The sequence below is a fragment of the Streptomyces nigra genome (assembly GCF_003074055.1).
In the GTDB taxonomy this organism is placed as follows: domain Bacteria; phylum Actinomycetota; class Actinomycetes; order Streptomycetales; family Streptomycetaceae; genus Streptomyces; species Streptomyces nigra.
Genome location: NZ_CP029043.1, coordinates 500,299 through 518,003, shown reverse-complemented (window position 1 = coordinate 518,003; position 17,705 = coordinate 500,299). Strand labels below are relative to the sequence as shown.

Here is a 17,705-nt window from a genome sequence, read left to right as displayed (position 1 = left end):
TGCAGGTCCGCGAGAGGATCGGTCTAACGTTTCCCCAGGCCAGAGGCTTTGAATGGAGGCATCGAAGTTGTTCCGGTGACAGCCGGGACGACACAATCGGACCATTGGAGAGACGTCATGCAGGTCGCCATCGTCACCGGGGCCAGTTCCGGCATCGGGCAGAGCGCCGCCGTCGAGATCGCCCGCCGTGGCGTCGGGGTCGTCCTGACCTACGGCAGGAACAAGGAGGGTGGCCTGGAGACCGTCGCCGCCATCGAGAAGGAGGGCGGCACCGCCGTCGCCCTGCCGCTGGACGTCGGTGACAGCAGCACCTTCCCGGCGTTCCGCGACGCGGTCGTCGCCGCCCTGCGGGACACCTGGCAGCGGGACACCTTCGACCACCTGGTGAACAACGCCGGCATCGCCCACACCGCGATGTTCGAGGACACCACCGAGGACGACTTCGACCGGCTGATGCGGGTTCTGCTGAAGGGCCCCTACTTCCTGACCCAGGCGCTGCTCCCGCTGCTCGCGGACGGCGGATCCGTCGTCAACACCAGCAGCAACGTCACCTCGTCCGGGCTGCAGCCCGGCTACTCCGCCTACGCCGCCGTCAAGGGCGGGCTGGACGTCCTGACCCGGGCCCTGGCCAAGGAGTTCAGCCCGCGCGGCATCCGCGTCAACGGCGTCGCGCCGGGCGCCACCCGCACCCGGCTCGGCGACGACGCCTTCACCAAGTTCCCGGAGATCATCCCGGCGCTCGCCGAGCGCACCGCGCTCGGCCGGGTCGGGGAGCCCGACGACATCGGCGCGATGATCGCCACCCTCGTCTCCGACGAGAGCCGCTGGGTCACCGCGCAGACCATCGAGGTGTCCGGGGGCTACAACCTGTAGGCGCCGCGGGGCCGCCGGTCGTGACGACACGACACCGGCGGCCCGCTCGTCGGCCCTCCGTCACGCGCCGGCGCCCAGCCGGCTCTCCGCGTCCGCCAGGATCTCCGTGACGCGCAGGCCGAACCGGGCGTCACAGGCGTGCGGGTTCCCGGTGCGCACCGCGTCCAGCAAGGCGTCCGCCGCCCGGCCGAGCGCGTCCACGGCGGTCGCGGTGCTCTCCGGGAACAGCGCAACCCCGGCCGTGCCCCGCAGCTCCACCGTGGCGCCGGCCGCCGCCGGAGGCGCCGTGAGGCTCAGGGCGAGCGTGCTGGACGCGCCGCCCGTGTGCTCCAGGACGAGATGGACCGTGTCGCCGGGGCCGTGCGCGGCCGCCGCGACCCGCCGGGCGTCGCCCAGGACCGGCAGCAGCACCGACAGGGCGTGCGGGCCGACGTCCCACAGGGCGCCCTTGTCCCGCCGCCACGGCGAGTCCGCGAACGGGCTGCCCTCGCCGCTGAACACCGCGCCGAGCCACTCGGCCCGCCCCGTGAACCAGCCGTCCGCGTCGGCCTGCCGGGCGATCCAGTCCTCCGTCTCCGGCTGGAACCGCGCCGTGAAGAACACCACCGAGGACACCCCGGTCCCCTCGGTGGCCGCGACGACGGCCCGCGCCTGCTCCACCGTCGGCGCGAGCGGCTTGTCCAGCAGCAGATGGCGTCCCGCCCGCGCGGCCCGCGCCGCCAGATCCGCCTGGATGTCCGGCGCCAGCGCCACCGCCACCGCGTCCACGTCGGCGATCAGCGCGTCGACGTCGTCGTAGGCGCGGACGCCGTGGGCGTCGGCGAGTTCCTTCGTGGGAGCCGTACGACGGCCCCACACCCCGACGAAGTCCAGCTCGCCGTGTGCGCTCAGGGCCGGGGCGTGGGCCATCCGGGCCCACGGGCCGGTGCCGAGCAGTCCGATGCGCATGCCGCCGCCTCTCACAGTGCCGAAAAGACCGGGTGAGCGTGCCACACCGACCCGGGCGCCGCGCAAGTGGCCCGTTTCCCGACCACCGTGCTGGGGACCCGCAGGGCGATTCAGCGGCGCCGTCGCTGAATGCGTTCTCTTTCTTCTATTGGACCTCGCGCGGCCCGACGGTCAGGCTGGTGGGGCCCGGGAGCGTTCATCACCGCGCGACAGCCCAGAGAGGTCACGAACCCATGCACACCCGCCGTATCGGGGACGTCGAGGTCAGCGCCATCGGACTGGGCGGAATGCCCATGTCCATCGAGGGACGCCCGGACGAGGAGCGGTCCCTCGCCACGCTGCACGCCGCGCTGGACGCGGGCGTCACCCTCATCGACACGGCCGACGCCTACCACCGCGACGCCGACGAGGTCGGCCACAACGAGACCCTGATCGCCAAGGCCCTCGCCTCCCACGACCGGGGCCAGGACGTCCTGGTCGCCACGAAGGGCGGCCATCTGCGCCCCGGCGACGGCAGCTGGACGCTCGACGGCAGCCCCCGGCACCTCAAGGAGGCCTGCGAGGCGTCCCTGCGCCGGCTCGGCGTCGAGGCCATCGGCCTCTACCAGTTCCACCGCCCCGACCCGAAGGTGCCGTACGCCGAGTCCGTCGGAGCCGTCCGCGAGCTGCTCGACGAGGGCAAGATCCGTATGGCCGGCATCTCCAACGCGAACCCCGACCAGATCCGGGAGGCCGACGAGATCCTCGGCGGCCGGCTGGTGTCCGTGCAGAACCAGTTCTCCCCGGCGTTCCGCTCCAGCGAGCCCGAGCTGCGCCTGTGCGACGAGCGCGGTATCGCGTTCCTGCCGTGGAGCCCGCTCGGCGGCATCGCCAAGGCCCGTGAACTCGGCTCCGCCTACGCCCCGTTCGCCCGGGTCGCCGAGGCGCACGGGGTGAGCCCGCAGCAGGTCTGCCTGGCCTGGATGCTCGCCAAGTCCCCGGTGGTCGTGCCGATCCCGGGCTCCAGCAGGCCCGAGACCATCCGCGACTCCCTCGCGGCGGCCGAACTGCGGCTCACCGACGAGGAGTTCGCCGAACTCGACGCCGTGTGACCCGTCGCCCCCTTCCCGTGGCCCGGCAGGGCGAGTGCAGAGTGACTGAGACAACAGTGCGATAACGCAGGGCAACTGACGGGCCCTCGGCGCGGTCTAGTCCACCATGAAGATCTCTTTCCTGCTGCACAACGCCTACGGGATAGGGGGCACGATCACCACCACCTTCAACCTGGCCCAGGCACTCGCGGACCGGCACGACGTGGAGATCGTCTCGGTGCTGCGGCACCGGGAACGCCCCAACCACACCCTGGACCCGCGTGTGGCGCTGCGCCCGCTGGTGGACCTGCGGCAGGAGAAGGACCACCCTCTGCACCAGCGGCCGGCCAAGGTCTTCCCCGTCGCCGAGTACCGGTACCACCAGTACAGCGAGCTGACGGACCGCCGGATCGGCGAGGCCCTGGCCGCCACCGACGCCGAGGTCGTCATCGGCACCCGCCCCGGCCTCAACGTCCACCTGGCACGGCAGGCACCCGAGCACGTCCTGCGCGTCGGGCAGGAGCACCTCACCCTCGACAACCACCCGCCCCGGCTGCGCACCGCACTGCGCCGCGCCTACCGCCGGCTCGACGTGCTCACCACCGTCACCGAGGCCGACGCCGCCGCCTACCGGCGCAAGATGCGGCTGCCGGGCGTCCGGGTGGAGGCACTGCCCAACAGCGTGCCCGACCCCGTGCTGCCCGCCGCGGACGGCACCGCCAAGGTGATCGTCGCGGCCGGACGGCTCGTCCCCGTCAAGCGCTACGACCTGCTCATCGAGGCCTTCGCGACGGTCGCCGCCGCTCATCCGGACTGGCAGCTGCGCATCTACGGCAAGGGCGAGGAGCACACCCGGCTGCGCCGGCTCATCGAACGGCTCGGACTCTGTGACAACGCCTTCCTGATGGGCGCCGCCGCACCGATGGAGGCGGAGTGGGTCAAGGGCTCGATCGGGGCCACCGCCGCCAACTTCGAGCCCTTCGGCATGACCATCGTCGAGGCCATGCGCTGCGGGCTGCCCGTGGTGAGCACCGACTGCCCGTACGGCCCCGCCGAGATCATCGAGGACGGCGCCGACGGACGGCTCGTCCCTGTCGGCGACCGCGACGCCCTGGCCGCCGCGCTGCTGGACCTCGTCCGCGACGACGATCTGCGCCGCCGTATGGGCCGTGCCGCCCTGGACAACGCGCGCCGCTTCGGACCCGTCCCCGTGGTCGAGCAGGCCGAGCGTCTGATCGAGGCGGCGGCGACGGCTCGCAGGACCGGCCGGCCCCCGGCGCCACCGGAACCGGCACGACTGCGCCGGGCCTTGGCCGGACACGGCTTCGCCGCCCGGGACGCCGCCTACGCCGCGGCCTCCGCCGCACGCCGCACGATCCGCGGAGGCAAGTGATGAACACGCAGTCGGCACCCACCGCACCGCCCGCCATAGCCTGCACGGCCGACGCGGACGGCCGGATCACCTTCCACGTCGTCCCACCCGACCCGGCGGCCTTCCCGTCCCCCCGGCTGCTGCTGCGCCTGCGCCCCAGGAAGGGACAGCCGGAGGAGAGCCTCCGGGAACTCGACCTCACCGTGGGCGGCGACGGACGGCTGACCGCCGTCCTCGACCCGCTGCCCGACCTGCCCGAGGGCCGCTGGGACCTCTACCTGCTGCCCGAACCGGACGGCGAGCGCGTGCGGTCCCGTCCCGGCCTCCGTGACCTGCGCGCCCTCGTGGCCGGGCACCTCCGCGACCGGCCGGCACCGGTGGCCGTCCGCATTCCCTACGTCACCAAGGACGGGTATCTCGCGCTGCGCACCTGGCTGCGCGATGCCCACGCCGAGGTCGCCGGCATCGACGTCACCGACCGGTCCACCACCGTCAGGGCCCGGCTGCACGGGGCCTCGCTCACCGAAGGGGGCTGCGTGCTGCTGCGCCTGCGCGGCGGCAAGGGCGTCGAGCGAACCGTCGCCCCGCAACCCGGCACCGACGGCCGCGACCTCGCCTTCACGGTCGACCACGCGGACCTGCTCGCCGAGGGCGGGACGGGCGACCGGGTCTGGGACGTCTTCGTCCGGCCCGGGGCCGGGGACGACACCGCCGTGATCCGCGCAGGCCGGCTGCTCGACGACGTGGCGGACCGCAAGGAGATCTTCGTGTATCCCGCCGCCACGGCGGGGGAGTTCGCGGTGCGCCCCTACTACACGGTCGACAACGACCTGGCGGTCGAGGTGCTGCGGCGGACCTGAACGGGCCAGCCGGTCAGGCGGCGCTGCTGCGGTGGGGCGACCGGTGACGGCAGGTCAGATCGTGTTCGCTGCCGAGGCTGGTCCACCACCGCTCGCAGCACGCCGCGTCGAGCTCGGCCCGCACGATCGCCTCGGCCGCTTCACCGCCCCGCCCGGCCCTCGCGGTCAACTCCCTTAGCTTCTGGTCCTGTTCGCCGATCACCGTCTCGCGTACGACGGCGATCACCGGCACCAGGCTGGCGGCGGCGAACAGGCACGCCGCCCAGGCCGGGCCGTACCGGATCTCCAGCACCGTGATCCAGGCGAGTCCGGCGCTCGTGGCCAGGTAGAGGAGGCAGAGGAGGCGGCTGGAACAGTTCATGGCGTTCACCGTCCTTGGGGGAGGATCGATACCTCTTGCCCAACTGTCGGCGGGCCATTCGGACTCGGGTGATTTATCCCACCGTTACCGAAGACGCCTGAGAGACCGTTCTTCCCTGAAAGGCGGAGCGATACGCGTACGGCGTGGTGCCGACCACCCGGCGGAAGCGCTCGCGGAACGCGGTCGGCGAGCCGAACCCGGCCTGCCGGGCGATGCGTTCGACCGTGTGGTCGCTGTTCTCCAGCAGGTACTGGGCCCTGCGCACCCGCGCCCGCAGCAGCCATTGCAGCGGAGTCGTCCCGGTCTGCTCACGGAAGCGACGGCCGAAGGTGCGTTCGCTCATGCCGACGCGCTCCGCCATCGCGGCGACGGTCACCTCACCGGCCAGGTTGTCCTCGATCCACTCCAGCACCGGTTCGAGGACCGAACCGCGGGGCACCGGCGGGTTCTCGTGGACGATGAACTGCGCCTGCCCGCCCTCCCGTTCGAGCGGGACCACGGACATCCGGGCGCAGTGCGCGGCCACCGCCGAGCCCAGGTCGCCGCGGATCATGTGCAGGCACATGTCCAGCCCCGCGGCGGCCCCGGCCGAGGTGAGGACGGAGCCGTTGTCCACGTAGAGCACGTCGGGCTCCACCTTCACGGCGGGGAAGCGCCGGGCCAGTTCGTCGGTGGCCATCCAGTGGGTGGTCGCACGCAACCCGTCCAGCAGCCCGGCCTCGGCCAGCACGAAGGCGCCCGTGCACACGGAGGCGATCCGGGTGCCGGCCCGCGCCGCCTCGCGCAGTGCCGCCACGACCGCGTCCGAGGGCGGCCCGGAGTGGTCGCAGCCCGGCACGACGACGGTGTCCGCGTCCGCGAGCCCGTCGAGACCCCGGTCGATCCGCAGGCCGAAGCCCTCCGTCCGCACCTCGGGCCGCTCGGCGCACAGCCGCACCCGGTAGGGACGGCGTCCGTCCGGCAGCCGGGCCCAGCTGAACAGCTGGAAGGGCGCCGCCAGATCGAACGGCACCACGTCGTCGAGGACCAGGATCGCCACGGTGTGCATGGACGCCACCCTAGGCGGGTTCCCGCCACACGGGGAAAGCCTGGTCGCATGCCATGGGACTCGGACAACGGCAGGTGCAGCCGATTGGCGGGAACCCGTGGGTACCTGTCGTTTCCGCCGCTGTGCGCGGCCGGGGGCGATCTCTAGCGTGGGCGCTGCCATCAGCCGCCCACCCCGAGGACCCCGTTCCCCATGACGAAGTTCCTGCTCACCCTGCACGTCCTGGCCGCCATCCTGGCCGTCGGACCCGTCACCGTGGCCGCCAGCATGTTCCCGCCCGCCGCGCGGCGCGTCCCGGCGGCGGACGGCGCGGTCGAGGTGGGCACGGTCCGGCTGCTGCACCGCATCTGCCGGGCGTACGCCGCCCTCGGGGTGTCGGTGCCCCTGCTCGGTCTCGCCACCGCGCTGGCCATGGGCGTGCTCGGCAGCGGCTGGCTGATCGCGTCGATCGCGCTGACCGCGGCCGCCGCCGGTCTTCTCGTCGCGTTCGTCCTGCCCCGCCAGGAGGAACTGCTGGAGGACCTGGACGCCGGACGGACCGTCGACCGTCCCGCGACGGTCCGGCTCGCCATGTTCACCGGGATCTTCAACCTGCTGTGGGCCACCGTCACCGTCCTGATGATCGTCCGGCCGGGCTCCACGACGGGCGCCTGAGTCCCGACGCATAGCACCGGTTCGTCGCCCGTCAAGCGCTCTGGCAGAATTCGTACTTCAGTGTGCGTCGGCGCCTAGACTTCACAGCCGTGCCCAAAATGCACACAGGGCCACGACAGGAAAGGCGCGTCGACGGGTGTTCCAGGATTCCCCCATCTACGACCGGCTCATCGCGGAGCGCGGCGACATCCCCACGCAGGTGCGCAGGGAGGCGGAACGCGTGAGCAGGGACCTGGAGTTCGTCCTCGAGCCGCTCCGGTCCCCCTCCCGCCCGCCGGTGTCCGTGGGCCAGGCCGCGCCGGCCCCGGCCTGGCAGCGTGCCGCGCTTCCGCCGGGGCCGCCCCCGCTCTGATCCCGGCCGGTCAGACCATCGTCGCGTCGGTGCCGTCGGTGTGCGCGGACCGCCCCGGTGCCGGGGCGGCGAGCCACTCGGCGATGGTCCGGGCGATCGGCTGACCGGTGTCCACCTCGATGAACCCGAACTGGCCGGACTGGTTGCACTCCAGGAACCACCAGATCCCGTCGGCGTCCTCGGCGAAGTCGAAGGCCCCGTAGGCGAGTCCGGCCTGCCGGAGGTAGGACTGGACGGCTTCTGCGACCCGTGGCCGCACCTCGACGGGCTCCCACGGGCTGTCCGACTTCGCGAACCGGACGTCGACCTCGGCGTCGGCGCCGGTCGGCTTACGGGCCGCCAGCAGCCGCCCGCCGACCGCGGTCAGCCGGATGTCGGCGCGCTTGACGATCCGCCGCTGCAGCAGCGTCGGCCCGAACGCCACGGCGGAGAAGTCCGCGTCCGGGGCCACCCTGCTCGTCGGCACCGCGCGCGGCGGGTCCTGCGGGTGCGCGCCCGACACCGGCTTCACCACGAGATCCGGGTGCCGCGCGGCGAACTCCCGGGCGGCCTGCGGGAAGGTCGTGATCAGCGTGGCGGGGACGGGCAGCCCGCAGCGCTGGGCGAGCCGCAGCTGCCACGGCTTGTAGCGGGCCCGGCGGGCCGCGTCCGGATGGTTCATCCAGCGCAGTTCACCGGCCCGCAACATGCCGTAGAGGGCCTGCCCGGCCTCCTCCGTGAGCCACGGCGAGGGCGCTGCGGCCCGCGTCGCCGCGCTGCCCGGCCGGCGCACCCAGACCGACCGCAGGCCGCTCAGGGCCACCGTCCGCCCACCCGACGACAGATGCCCGTGGAAGGCGCCGTACGCGTACTCGCCGGACAGGGCGACACCGCCGGTCAGGTCGGCGGGATCGAGCCGGACCACCGGAACACCGGTGGCGTGCAGATGCACGACCACCATGTCCGCCGTCACGTCCTCTTCGTTGGTCAGAATCAAGACGGTCATCTTCGGCGGCCTGCGTTCAGTCGTCGAAGTGGGTCTTGGATCCCGCCGTGGACGTCGTGGTGCCCAACTCCCGCAAGAGCGCGTGGTCGCGGGCGGCTATGCGCCCGTCACGCAGCACGTTCAACTGCAGACCGGAGTCGTAGACGTACACAGCGGTGATCTCCAACTCCGCTGCCGGTCGTGCGTAGTTGAGCGCGAACGGTTGCATCGTCTCTCCCTCACAGGTGCTGCTCCGATCGAGCCTGGCCACCCAGCGCGTCACGCTGCCCGACGACGCCCTGCGGTATCCACTTACTTAAACGAATCGAACGAGTGGTTGGTTTCCTTACTTTCCGTGACCAACGGCGTCCGTCGTCCCGACCCGGGCGAACGGCGCAGCGTGCGCAGTGCCAGCAAGAGCACGCCGATGTCGTCCAGATACACGGGATCGGGCATCAGGTCGGTGGGCAGGACGAAGTAGAGGACGGCTCCCCAGAAGACCCAGCGGGGGCCGGCCGGCAGCCCGGCGCGGCGCATCGCCCGCCGGGTGCGCACCAGACGCGTCAGGACCGCGAAGGCCGCGACGAACAGGACGACGGCCAGGACCGCCACCACGGCGATCCACGGGGTGCTCGGCTCCACGGACCCTCCTCCCGGCGGTGGCGCACGCCACACGCTCCGCAGGTCGGATTCCCCCTCGCGCCCCGCACATGGCATGACGGGGGTCACCCGGCCGCATCACGTCACCCGTCAGGACGGAAGACGCGCGAACCGGGCCGGTCACCTGCTCGGGCGGGCGTGCGAAACCGGTCGGCGCCGCACCGGAACACCTCCGCCGACCGCCGTACGCCCCACCGGGGCATCCGGCGCAGCGGCCCTACGCCCCGCCGTCAGCGGTCGGCGTTCTCCCGGGGCCGTTCGGCGGTCTCCTCGGGAGCGGGGGCCTGCCGGCGGACCCGGGCGGAGGACTTGAGCCGCTCGAAGGTGCGGGTCAGCTGCTGCAGCGGGGACGGGGCGGGGTCGGCGGGCGGCGCGGGCGGCAGCGCGGCCACCGTGTCGGCGGTCTCCCGGAAGGCGGCCAGCGCGGCGTGCGCCTCCTCGGCGGCCTCCCGGTACAGGTCGCGCGACTTCGTCATCGCGTCGAGCGCGTCGGCGTACATCTTCACGAGTGCGCGCTCGCGCTCGAGTTCCTCCTCCACGGTGAGCAGGCTCCAGTCCTCGCGCAGTGCGGTCAGGGTGTCCTCGGCGCCGGGCGGGAGGGCGTGCGGCAGGGCCGCGTAGCGGGTGACGGCGTGGATGAGCTCGGCCGGCTCGGTGCCGTCGAGGAAGACGGTGCGGACGGTGAAGTCGTCCGGGTCGTAGCCGGCCGGGGCCGGGGTCCCGGGGAGCACGACGGCACCGCCGCGCGGCAGCTGCGGGCCGAGGTCGCGCAGGGCGTAGTTGACGACGCGCAGCTGGCTGGGGACAGCGCGGTGCTCCACGACCCGGTGGCGCAGTCCGGGCGGCAGCATGCCGGCCAGCGGGGTGCGGCCGCGTTCGTCGGTGGTCATGGCCTCGTGGACGAGGACGTGGATGCTTCCTCCGTCGCGGACGGCGTCCCGCAGCAGCCGGCGTACGGCCTTGTCGTCCGTGGGCAGGAGGTTGACGGTGCGCAGGGGGAGGCCGGTGGCGGCGTCGCGGGCCCAGGGCGTGTCGTGCCCCTCGGGCCAGAACAGGGTGGCCGGCGACGGCCAGCGGGGGTCCCAGGGGGCGTCGGCCTCCGCGACGAGCGTCCACGCGTGCGTGCCGTCACGGCTCGTCTCCAGGGCCAGCCGGGCGCGGACGGTCGTCGGGGTGCCGGCGATCCGCCAGCGGGCCTCGAAGGCCGTCGCGTCGCCGTCCTCGGGGCCGGGCCGTTCGCGGAAGTCGTCGAGGGCTCCGTCGTCCTTGTGCCGGGTCAGGGCGCCCAGCAGGTCGTCCCGCGCGGCGGGTCCGACGTGACGGCCGCGGGCCGACCACACGGTGGGGGGAGTCACGGGGCGGGTGCGGGAGGAGCTGGGCATGAGTCCATCTGTGGCCGGGGGCACGTGCTCCTCCCAGTATCGTCACCGGGCGCGCGAACCGGGTGAGCGGGGGGTGCACACGGGGTGTGTGTCGTGCGCACCGACCCGCCGGCGCTCACCCGTGGTCCGGGCCGTGGACCGTCGTGACAATGGCTCGGTGAGCGGGACCCGTCCACCATCCGCATCGGGACGGGTCCCCTCGCCGGCCGGTCGGCGTCCGGTCAGTTGTGGTACGTGATGTACCCGTTGCCGTCCCGGTCGTTCTGGCTCTTGGTGTAGGAGTGGGTGTCGGCACCCGCTCCCGACGGCTTCTTCAGGTAGATCGTGTCCTTGTCGTTGTTCCACATGAAGTTGCAGTTGTCGCGGTAGACGACGTTGCCCGCGTCGGAGTCGGTGCCGCGGCCGCCCCGGAGCTTCACGTAGTCACCGGGCTGGAGGTAGTGGTCGGCGGTGAAGGTGAACCGGTTGCCGGCCTTGTCCTTCACGACATAGCCCTTGAGGTTGACCGTGGAGCCCGACGAGTAGTTCTTGATCGTCAGGTACTCGTCGTCGGTGTTGCCGGTGGCGCAGGCGTTGGAGTCGCGGCCGGGCGCGTCGTACTGGATGCCGCGGACCTTCAGCGCCGACGAGTACTCGGCGGCCTGGGCCGGGGCGGCGGTCAGGGCCGCGAGGGCGCCGGCGGCGGCGGCGGTTGTGGCGATGGTGCGTATACGCATGGAGAAACTTCCCCCCTGTGTGGAGCTTGTGTGAAGATCAGGAGTGTATACAGCCACTCCGACGGCGACGACCACTTCCCCGGAACGCGGGACGCGGGAGCCTCAGTGGGGGTAGGCGCGAGGCGGCCGCTGGCGGGGGAGCCCGTCCCGGAACTCCTCGATACGCGTGCTGATCTGGCGCATCAGCGCCGTGTCCTCCAGGCGGTCCAGATAGAGGTTGCGTCGGGCCAGGGCAGGCGCGTCCACGCAGAGATACAGCGCCATGAGCGGATTGACGAACAGCTCGCTGTCCTTGGTGCGCTCGGTGAAGCGCACGTCCCCGAACTCGCCGCGCACGGCCGCCGCGACCGAGCCCTGGACGATGCTCGGATACTCCGGCGTCTCCCGCCGCGCGTACTCCACCGCGTCCAGGAACAGCCGCCCCTCCTCGCTGGCGCGCGGCAGGGAGAACGCACCGAGGTAACCGCCGTCCCGGTCCAGGGCCGCCAGGTTCTCCAGCACCAGGGCGTGGCTGACCCCGTGATAGGCGTCCACGCCGAAGCCGAGGCAGGCCACCAGCCGTACGGCGACCTCGTCGAGCCCGGCCACCGCGGCCAGGCTGGCCATGTCCTCCTCCGGGGTGCCCAGCCCGTGCTCGTCGCCGCGCATCAGGATGTCGGTGCCGCCGTCCACCAGCACCACCGCGTCGACGCCGCCGAGGTGGTCCAGCAGCGTCCGGTACGCGGCCCGCAGCGGCCGTACGCCGGTCAGCGGGAACGCGTACACCGTGGCGGGCAGGTCGTGCGCGGCGAGCCAGCGGGCGAGGCTCCGCTCGGGGAAGTAGTGGCCGCGTGCCTCGGTGTCCGGGCGTATGGCGGCGACGTCGAGGTCGACCCACACGCCGTCGTCCAGGCCGAACAGGTCCGAGAAGGAGAGGCTGGCGAGGTGCACCTCCTTGCCCGCCGTGCGCAGCGCCAGGGCGAGGGGCAGTCCGGCATAGACGTCGAAGCCGCCGCCGGCACCGGCCACGAGTACGCGCCGCGCGTCCCGGAGCCGGGTCAGGAAGGGGGGTTCCAGAAGCGAGAACATCAGCGGAAGTTAACAGACGGTCACCTTCCGGGCGCGGCTGTCTCCCGTGCGGGCATGACGAAGGGCCGGGGTTGGCGGCCCCGGCCCTCCGTGCGCTGCTCGCGGACGCGCTTACGCGCCGCTCTCCCGCAGCATGTCCTCACGCTCGACGATCTTCACGCGCTCACGGCCCTGGGGCTCGCCCAGCGCCTTCTCGGCGGCGTCGAGCTTGTACCAGCCCTCCCACGTCGTGAAGCGGACCTCGCGCTCGGCCAGGAACGCGTCGACGGCCTCCGGCTCGGGCGAGCCCGGCGTCTGAAGACGGCCGTTGGCGAAGTCGTCCAGCAGGTTCGCCACCGTCTCGTTGGCGTCGCCCTTGGTGTGGCCGATCAGGCCCACCGGGCCACGCCGGATCCAGCCGGTGACGTACGTCGACTGCAGGTGCTCGCCGGACTCCTGGACGACCCGGCCGCCCTTGTCCGGGACGGTCCCCGAGTCGATGTCCCAGGGCAGCTTGGGGAGCTTGTCGGAGAGGTAGCCGACCGCGCGGTAGACCGCGGTGACGTCCCAGTCCTTGAACTCGCCGGTGCCCTTGACGTTGCCGGTGCCGTCGAGGGCGGTGCGCTCGGTGCGCAGGCCCACGACCCTGCCGTCCTCGCCGAGGATCTCGGAGGGCGACTCGAAGAAGTGCAGGAACAGCTTGTGCGGCCGGTCGCCGACGTCGCGGATCGCCCAGTTCTCCAGCGTCTTGGCGACCATGTCGGCCTGCTTGTTGCCACGCCGCGTCTCGATGGAGCCCGCGTCGTAGTCGATGTCCTCGGGGTCGACGATGACCTCGATGGTGGGGGAGTGGTCCAGCTCGCGCAGCTCCATCGGCGAGAACTTCGCCTGGGCCGGGCCGCGGCGGCCGAAGACGTGGATCTCCTTGGCCCGGTTGGCCTTGAGACCGTCGTGGACGTTCGGCGGGATCTCCGTCGGCAGCAGCTCGTCGGCCGTCTTGGCCAGGATGCGGGCCACGTCCAGCGCGACGTTGCCGACGCCGAGGACGGCGACCTTCTCGGCCTCCAGCGGCCAGGTGCGCGGCACGTCCGGGTGTCCGTCGTACCAGGAGACGAAGTCGGCGGCACCGTACGAGCCGTCGAGGTCGATGCCCGGTATGCGCAGCTCGCGGTCGGCGGTGGCGCCCGTGGAGAAGATCACGGCGTCGTAGAACGCCCGCAGGTCGTCCAGGCTGATGTCGTTCGGGTAGTCGACGTTGCCGAAGAGGCGGATCTGCGGCTTGTCGAGCACCTGGTGCAGGGCCGTGACGATGCCCTTGATGCGCGGGTGGTCGGGGGCCACGCCGTAGCGGATCAGTCCGAAGGGCGCGGGCATCCGCTCGAACAGGTCGATGGACACACCGGGTTCGGCGGCCACCTCGGACTTGAGCAGCGCGTCGGCCGCGTAGATCCCGGCGGGGCCGGCTCCGACGATGGCTACCCGCAGGGGGCGGGGCATGATCAGGTTCCCTTCGAGAGGCGATAGATCGACTCGGGGGAAGCCTAAACTAAGGCAAGCCTTACCCGGTACGCGGGTCCGGTCTATGAGCCCATAGATCCATTCTATGACCGGCCGCGGGGTGGTCGGCCGCCGCCCCCGAGCGGGGCGGGGGCGGCGACCGGGTCGGGTGTCAGCCGATGTGGAAGCTGTCGCCGTAGACCTTCCAGTCCAGCGGGGTCCTCAGGTCGAGGTTGCCGGCGCGCAGGAAGACACGCTGGGCGGTGTCGACCCTGCTGGTGTCGCTGTGGGCCTCTTCCTGCTGCATCGCCCAGACCCGCGCGTCCAGGAAGGCATGGAGGTAGGTCACCTCGTCACCGCCCTGGGCGGGCGGCCGGGCCCGGTCCAGGGCGCGGCGGCGGATGCTGCGGAAGCTCGTGGGGTCGGTGCCGTCGCCGTGCATGACGATGGCGTCGTAGTAGGCGAACTGGCCGAGCACACGCAGCCCGTCCGCCTTGCCCTGGCGGACGGCCGGGTCGAAGTACACCCGGTCCCGCTCGTCGTTCTGGGCCTGCTTGAACGCCTCGTCCTCGGCGGCCCGCGCCCAGTCGCGCGGGTAGTACGGGTCGAGCCCGTCGTGCGAGTCGGTGCCGTCCACCCGGCGCAGGGCCGGGAGGTAGGAGGCCAGGACGTTGCCGGGGCGGCGGTCCGCGTACAACTCGACCAGGTCGAGCATGTCGCCGGTGCCGGAGCAGAAGCCGATGATGCCGGCGGTGTAGCCGCGGCCGTCGCCGATGTCCTCGATGTAGCGGTACTGCGCCTTCCAGTCGAGCGAGGAGTTCTCCGCGCTCGACACCAGCTTCATGGCGATCTCCTTCTTCGCCGGGTCGTCGAGTCCGGCCGCGTGGTGCGCGGCGGCGGGCGGGGGGTCGAGGAACGGGACGGCCGCCAGGGCCGCGCCGAACACGGTCAGCAGGGTGCGGCGGGGCAGGGCAGTGCCAGGTGTCGTGGGGTGCTTCACGGCGACTCCGCATCTGAGTGGGGGGAAGGAGGGTTTGCCGTACGTGCACTGATAGGAAGGTTTCCTATCAGACGTCGGCCATGGCGAACAGCGGGTGCGCCGAAGGTTCGTACCAACGAACAAAAGAGCCGACGATCCGGGCCGTTCTACGGCAGGGGCTGGGCCGCCCAGATCACCTTGCCCGCCGGCAGATAGCGGGTGCCCCAGCGCTCCGCCAGCTGGGCGACCAGGAACAGGCCGCGGCCGCCCTCGTCCGTCATCGCCGCGTACCGCAGATGGGGCGAGGTGCTGCTGCTGTCGAAGACCTCGCAGATCAGACTGCGGTCGCGCAGCATCCGCACCCGGATCGGCTCACCGCCGTACCGGATGGCGTTGGTCACCAGCTCGCTGAGGATCAGCTCCGTGGCGAACGTCAGCTCGCCCAGCCCCCAGTCCTCCAGGGTCCGGGTCACCGCCGCCCGCACCCGCGCCACCGCCGCCGGGTCGGACGGCACGTCCCACTCGGCGACCAGGTCCGCGCCGAGCGCGCGGGTGCGCGCCACGATCAGCGCGACGTCGTCGTTCTGCCGGTCCGGCAGCCGGGCCTCCAGCACCGCCCGGCAGGTCTCGTCGGGGGTGCGCCCCGCGCCCGCGAGCGCCTCCCGGAGCAGTTCCAGGCCCTCGTCGATGTCGTGCTCGCGGTCCTCCACGAGCCCGTCGGTGTACAGCACGAGCCGGCTGCCCGGCGCCAGGTCGAGCTCCGCCGCCTCGAACGGCAGCCCGCCCAGCCCCAGCGGCGGACCCGTCGGCACGTCCGGGAACTCCACCGTGCCGTCCGGACGGACCACGGCCGGCGGCGGATGCCCGGCCCGCGCGATCGTGCACCGCTGGGACACCGGGTCGTAGACCGCGTACAGGCAGGTCGCCCCCGTCACCGGGGCGGTGTCGGTGTCCTGGCCCTCGTCCTGGTCGATCCGGGCCACCAGCTCGTCCAGCAGCCCCAGCAGCTCGTCCGGCGGCAGGTCCAGGGCCGAGAAGTTGTGCACCGCCGTCCGCAGCCGGCCCATCGTGGCCGCCGCGTGCAGACCGTGGCCGACGACGTCCCCGACCACGAGCGCCACCCGGGCCCCGGACAGCGGCAGCACGTCGAACCAGTCGCCGCCGACGCCGGCCTGCGCCGGAAGATAGCGGTAGGCGACGTCCAGCGCGTTCTGCTCCGGCAGCCTGCGGGGCAGCAGACTGCGCTGCAGCGTCACCGCCATACCGTGCTCACGCGTGTACCGGCGGGCGTTGTCGATGGACACGGCGGCCCGGGCGACCAGTTCCTCGGCGAGCGCCAGCTCCTCCGAGTCGAACGGCCTGGCCTTGCGCGACCGCCAGAAACTCACCACGCCCAGCACCAGGGACCCGGCCCGCAGCGGCACCGCGATCAGCGAGTGGATGCCGAACTCCATCACCTGGACCGACCGCTCCAGATCCTGCGCACGCCAGCCCGGCGCCTCGTCCAGCCGTGGCTCGACCACCGCCTGCGCGCCCGTCAGCGCGCGGGCCTGCGGTGACGAGTCCACGAAGCGGATCTGCCGGCCCACCGGGTACAGCGGCGCGTCCTCGCGTATCCCGCTGAGCGCGCACCGCCGTACCAGCGTCGCCGGTTCCGGCTGCCCGCCGTCCAGCACCGCGTCGAACAGGTCGACGGTCGCGTAGTCCGCGAACCGGGGCACGGCCAGCTCCGCCAGCTCCTCGGCGGTCCGGGTGACGTCCAGGCTGGTGCCGATGCCCACCCCGGCGTCGTACAGCATGTCCAGGCGCTCGCGGGCCTCCTCGGCCCGGCCGGACAGCGCTCGCAGCTCCGTGGAGTCGCGGACGGTGGCCACGCTGCCGGACGGCCGGCCCCGCAGATGCGTCGGCCGCTGGTTCACCGCCAGCAGCCGGTCCTTGACCAGATGCACCTCGTCCGTGGCCATCCGGCCCGAGTGCAGCAGCTCTGCGGTCTCCGGGGCGAGCCCCAGGTCCAGGACCCGGCGGCCCTCCGCGTCGTCCGGCAGGTCGAGCAGCCGGTGCGCCTCGTCGTTGGCGAGCAGCAGGCGGCCCTCGTCGCCGACGATGACGACGCCCTCGCGCACCGCGTGCAGCACGGCGTCGTGATGCTCGTACATGCGCGTCATCTCGTCCGGCCCCAGGCCGTGCGTCTGCCGCAGCAGACGCCGGCTGACCAGGGCCGTCCCCGCCGTGGACAGCGCCAGCGCGACGGCCGCGGCGCTGAGCACGAGCGGCAGCTGCCGGTCGGCGGTGCCGCCCACGGTGTCGGTGGTGATCCCCGCCGAGACCAACCCCACGACCTCGCCGTCCGGGTCCTCGACCGGCACCACGGCCTGCACGAGCGGGCCGATGGTCCCGGTGATCTCCTCGACGACGACACCACCTGCCTGGGCCGGACCCAGGGTGCCGACGAACGTCTTGCCGATGCGGTCCGGCTTGGGATGCGTGTAGCGCAGCCCGTCGGTGTTCATGACGACGATGAAGTCCACGCCCGTCGCCCTGCGGGCCGCCTCCGCCCTCGGCTGGAGGACGTCGGTCGGCTCGGGGTCGTCCAGCGCCTCCCGGGTGCCCGGCGCGTTCGCGAACGCCTCGGCGACCGCCACCGAGCGGTTGCGGGCCTCCTGCGTGCTGTCGTACCGCACCTGGAGCACCAGCGCGACGACCGCGGCGACCACCAGCAGCAGCACGATCACGACCTGGAGGACGAACACCTGACCGGCGAGACTGCGCCCGCCGACCGTCGACCGCACCGCGGAGAACCACCCCCGGTGCCGCCCCCGCTCCGTCGCCGGGGACTGCCCGCGCCCGGACACGCCGCCGGCGCGACCGGCCGACCGGGCCCCCGAGCGACCCCGTGATCGGACCATGTGCCATGTCTACACT

18 protein-coding genes are annotated in these 17,705 nt (G+C 72.6%); 6 read left to right on the top strand and 12 right to left on the bottom strand.

Features of this window, described 5'->3' with window-relative positions; translation table 11 throughout:
• Positions 1 to 117: 117 nt before the first annotated feature.
• On the top strand, positions 118 to 873 hold the full coding sequence (locus DC008_RS02420; protein ID WP_108705480.1) for an SDR family NAD(P)-dependent oxidoreductase: 756 nt from the start codon (positions 118 to 120) through the stop codon (positions 871 to 873).
• Positions 874 to 933: 60 nt separating this feature from the next.
• Here the strand turns inward: DC008_RS02420 and DC008_RS02415 are convergent, their stop codons facing one another.
• Positions 934 to 1,821 (bottom strand): Gfo/Idh/MocA family protein, encoded by an 888-nt coding sequence (locus DC008_RS02415; RefSeq protein WP_108705479.1) that lies wholly within the window; start codon positions 1,819 to 1,821, stop codon positions 934 to 936.
• 233 nt (positions 1,822 to 2,054) lie between these two features.
• Between DC008_RS02415 and DC008_RS02410 the strand changes: the two genes are divergently transcribed.
• From DC008_RS02410 to DC008_RS02400, 3 genes are all read left to right on the top strand, one after another.
• Positions 2,055 to 2,912 carry an aldo/keto reductase gene (locus DC008_RS02410; RefSeq protein WP_108705478.1) on the top strand — a complete coding sequence of 286 codons (858 nt, stop codon included), beginning with the start codon at positions 2,055 to 2,057 and terminating at the stop codon, positions 2,910 to 2,912.
• A 106-nt stretch (positions 2,913 to 3,018) separates the two neighbouring features.
• Positions 3,019 to 4,284 (top strand): glycosyltransferase, encoded by a 1,266-nt coding sequence (locus tag DC008_RS02405; protein WP_108705477.1) that lies wholly within the window; start codon positions 3,019 to 3,021, stop codon positions 4,282 to 4,284.
• Positions 4,284 to 5,123, top strand: coding sequence for a transferase (locus DC008_RS02400; protein WP_108705476.1), 840 nt, complete (start codon positions 4,284 to 4,286; stop codon positions 5,121 to 5,123). Before DC008_RS02405 ends, DC008_RS02400 begins: the two co-directional genes overlap by 1 nt.
• 13 nt (positions 5,124 to 5,136) lie before the next feature.
• Here DC008_RS02400 and DC008_RS02395 read toward each other — a convergent pair whose 3' ends face one another.
• Together DC008_RS02395 and DC008_RS02390 are read right to left on the bottom strand one after the other, a co-directional pair.
• Complete coding sequence (locus DC008_RS02395; protein ID WP_108705475.1) at positions 5,137 to 5,484, bottom strand: hypothetical protein; 348 nt, start codon at positions 5,482 to 5,484, stop codon at positions 5,137 to 5,139.
• A 73-nt stretch (positions 5,485 to 5,557) separates the two neighbouring features.
• The gene (locus tag DC008_RS02390; RefSeq protein ID WP_108710531.1) at positions 5,558 to 6,532 is read right to left on the bottom strand and encodes a GlxA family transcriptional regulator; all 975 of its coding nucleotides are present in this window, start codon (positions 6,530 to 6,532) and stop codon (positions 5,558 to 5,560) included.
• Positions 6,533 to 6,724: 192 nt separating this feature from the next.
• Between DC008_RS02390 and DC008_RS02385 the strand changes: the two genes are divergently transcribed.
• Together DC008_RS02385 and DC008_RS02380 are read left to right on the top strand one after the other, a co-directional pair.
• A complete protein-coding gene (locus tag DC008_RS02385) occupies positions 6,725 to 7,186 on the top strand; it encodes a DUF2269 family protein (protein WP_108705474.1) in 462 nt (153 codons plus the stop codon).
• A gap of 136 nt (positions 7,187 to 7,322) precedes the next feature.
• Positions 7,323 to 7,538, top strand: coding sequence for a hypothetical protein (locus DC008_RS02380; RefSeq protein ID WP_108705473.1), 216 nt, complete (start codon positions 7,323 to 7,325; stop codon positions 7,536 to 7,538).
• Between the two features lie 10 nt (positions 7,539 to 7,548).
• Here DC008_RS02380 and tgmB read toward each other — a convergent pair whose 3' ends face one another.
• The 9 genes from tgmB to DC008_RS02335 form a co-directional block, all read right to left on the bottom strand.
• Positions 7,549 to 8,523: an ATP-grasp ribosomal peptide maturase gene (tgmB, locus tag DC008_RS02375; protein ID WP_108705472.1), complete on the bottom strand. Its 975-nt coding sequence runs from the start codon at positions 8,521 to 8,523 to the stop codon at positions 7,549 to 7,551.
• A gap of 16 nt (positions 8,524 to 8,539) precedes the next feature.
• On the bottom strand, positions 8,540 to 8,731 hold the full coding sequence (gene tgmA, locus DC008_RS02370) for a putative ATP-grasp-modified RiPP (protein WP_055619769.1): 192 nt from the start codon (positions 8,729 to 8,731) through the stop codon (positions 8,540 to 8,542).
• 83 nt (positions 8,732 to 8,814) lie between these two features.
• Complete coding sequence (locus DC008_RS02365) at positions 8,815 to 9,144, bottom strand: YkvA family protein (protein WP_108705471.1); 330 nt, start codon at positions 9,142 to 9,144, stop codon at positions 8,815 to 8,817.
• 248 nt (positions 9,145 to 9,392) lie between these two features.
• The gene (locus tag DC008_RS02360; RefSeq protein WP_108705470.1) at positions 9,393 to 10,544 is read right to left on the bottom strand and encodes a hypothetical protein; all 1,152 of its coding nucleotides are present in this window, start codon (positions 10,542 to 10,544) and stop codon (positions 9,393 to 9,395) included.
• Positions 10,545 to 10,765: 221 nt separating this feature from the next.
• On the bottom strand, positions 10,766 to 11,260 hold the full coding sequence (locus DC008_RS02355; protein WP_108705469.1) for a lamin tail domain-containing protein: 495 nt from the start codon (positions 11,258 to 11,260) through the stop codon (positions 10,766 to 10,768).
• 102 nt (positions 11,261 to 11,362) lie between these two features.
• Complete coding sequence (locus DC008_RS02350; RefSeq protein ID WP_108705468.1) at positions 11,363 to 12,328, bottom strand: DUF1152 domain-containing protein; 966 nt, start codon at positions 12,326 to 12,328, stop codon at positions 11,363 to 11,365.
• Positions 12,329 to 12,439: 111 nt separating this feature from the next.
• Positions 12,440 to 13,804: an FAD-dependent oxidoreductase gene (locus tag DC008_RS02345; RefSeq protein WP_108705467.1), complete on the bottom strand. Its 1,365-nt coding sequence runs from the start codon at positions 13,802 to 13,804 to the stop codon at positions 12,440 to 12,442.
• A gap of 172 nt (positions 13,805 to 13,976) precedes the next feature.
• Positions 13,977 to 14,804 carry a chitosanase gene (locus DC008_RS02340; RefSeq protein ID WP_108705466.1) on the bottom strand — a complete coding sequence of 276 codons (828 nt, stop codon included), beginning with the start codon at positions 14,802 to 14,804 and terminating at the stop codon, positions 13,977 to 13,979.
• Positions 14,805 to 14,950: 146 nt separating this feature from the next.
• Positions 14,951 to 17,689 (bottom strand): SpoIIE family protein phosphatase/ATP-binding protein, encoded by a 2,739-nt coding sequence (locus tag DC008_RS02335; protein ID WP_108705465.1) that lies wholly within the window; start codon positions 17,687 to 17,689, stop codon positions 14,951 to 14,953.
• Positions 17,690 to 17,705: the final 16 nt, after the last annotated feature.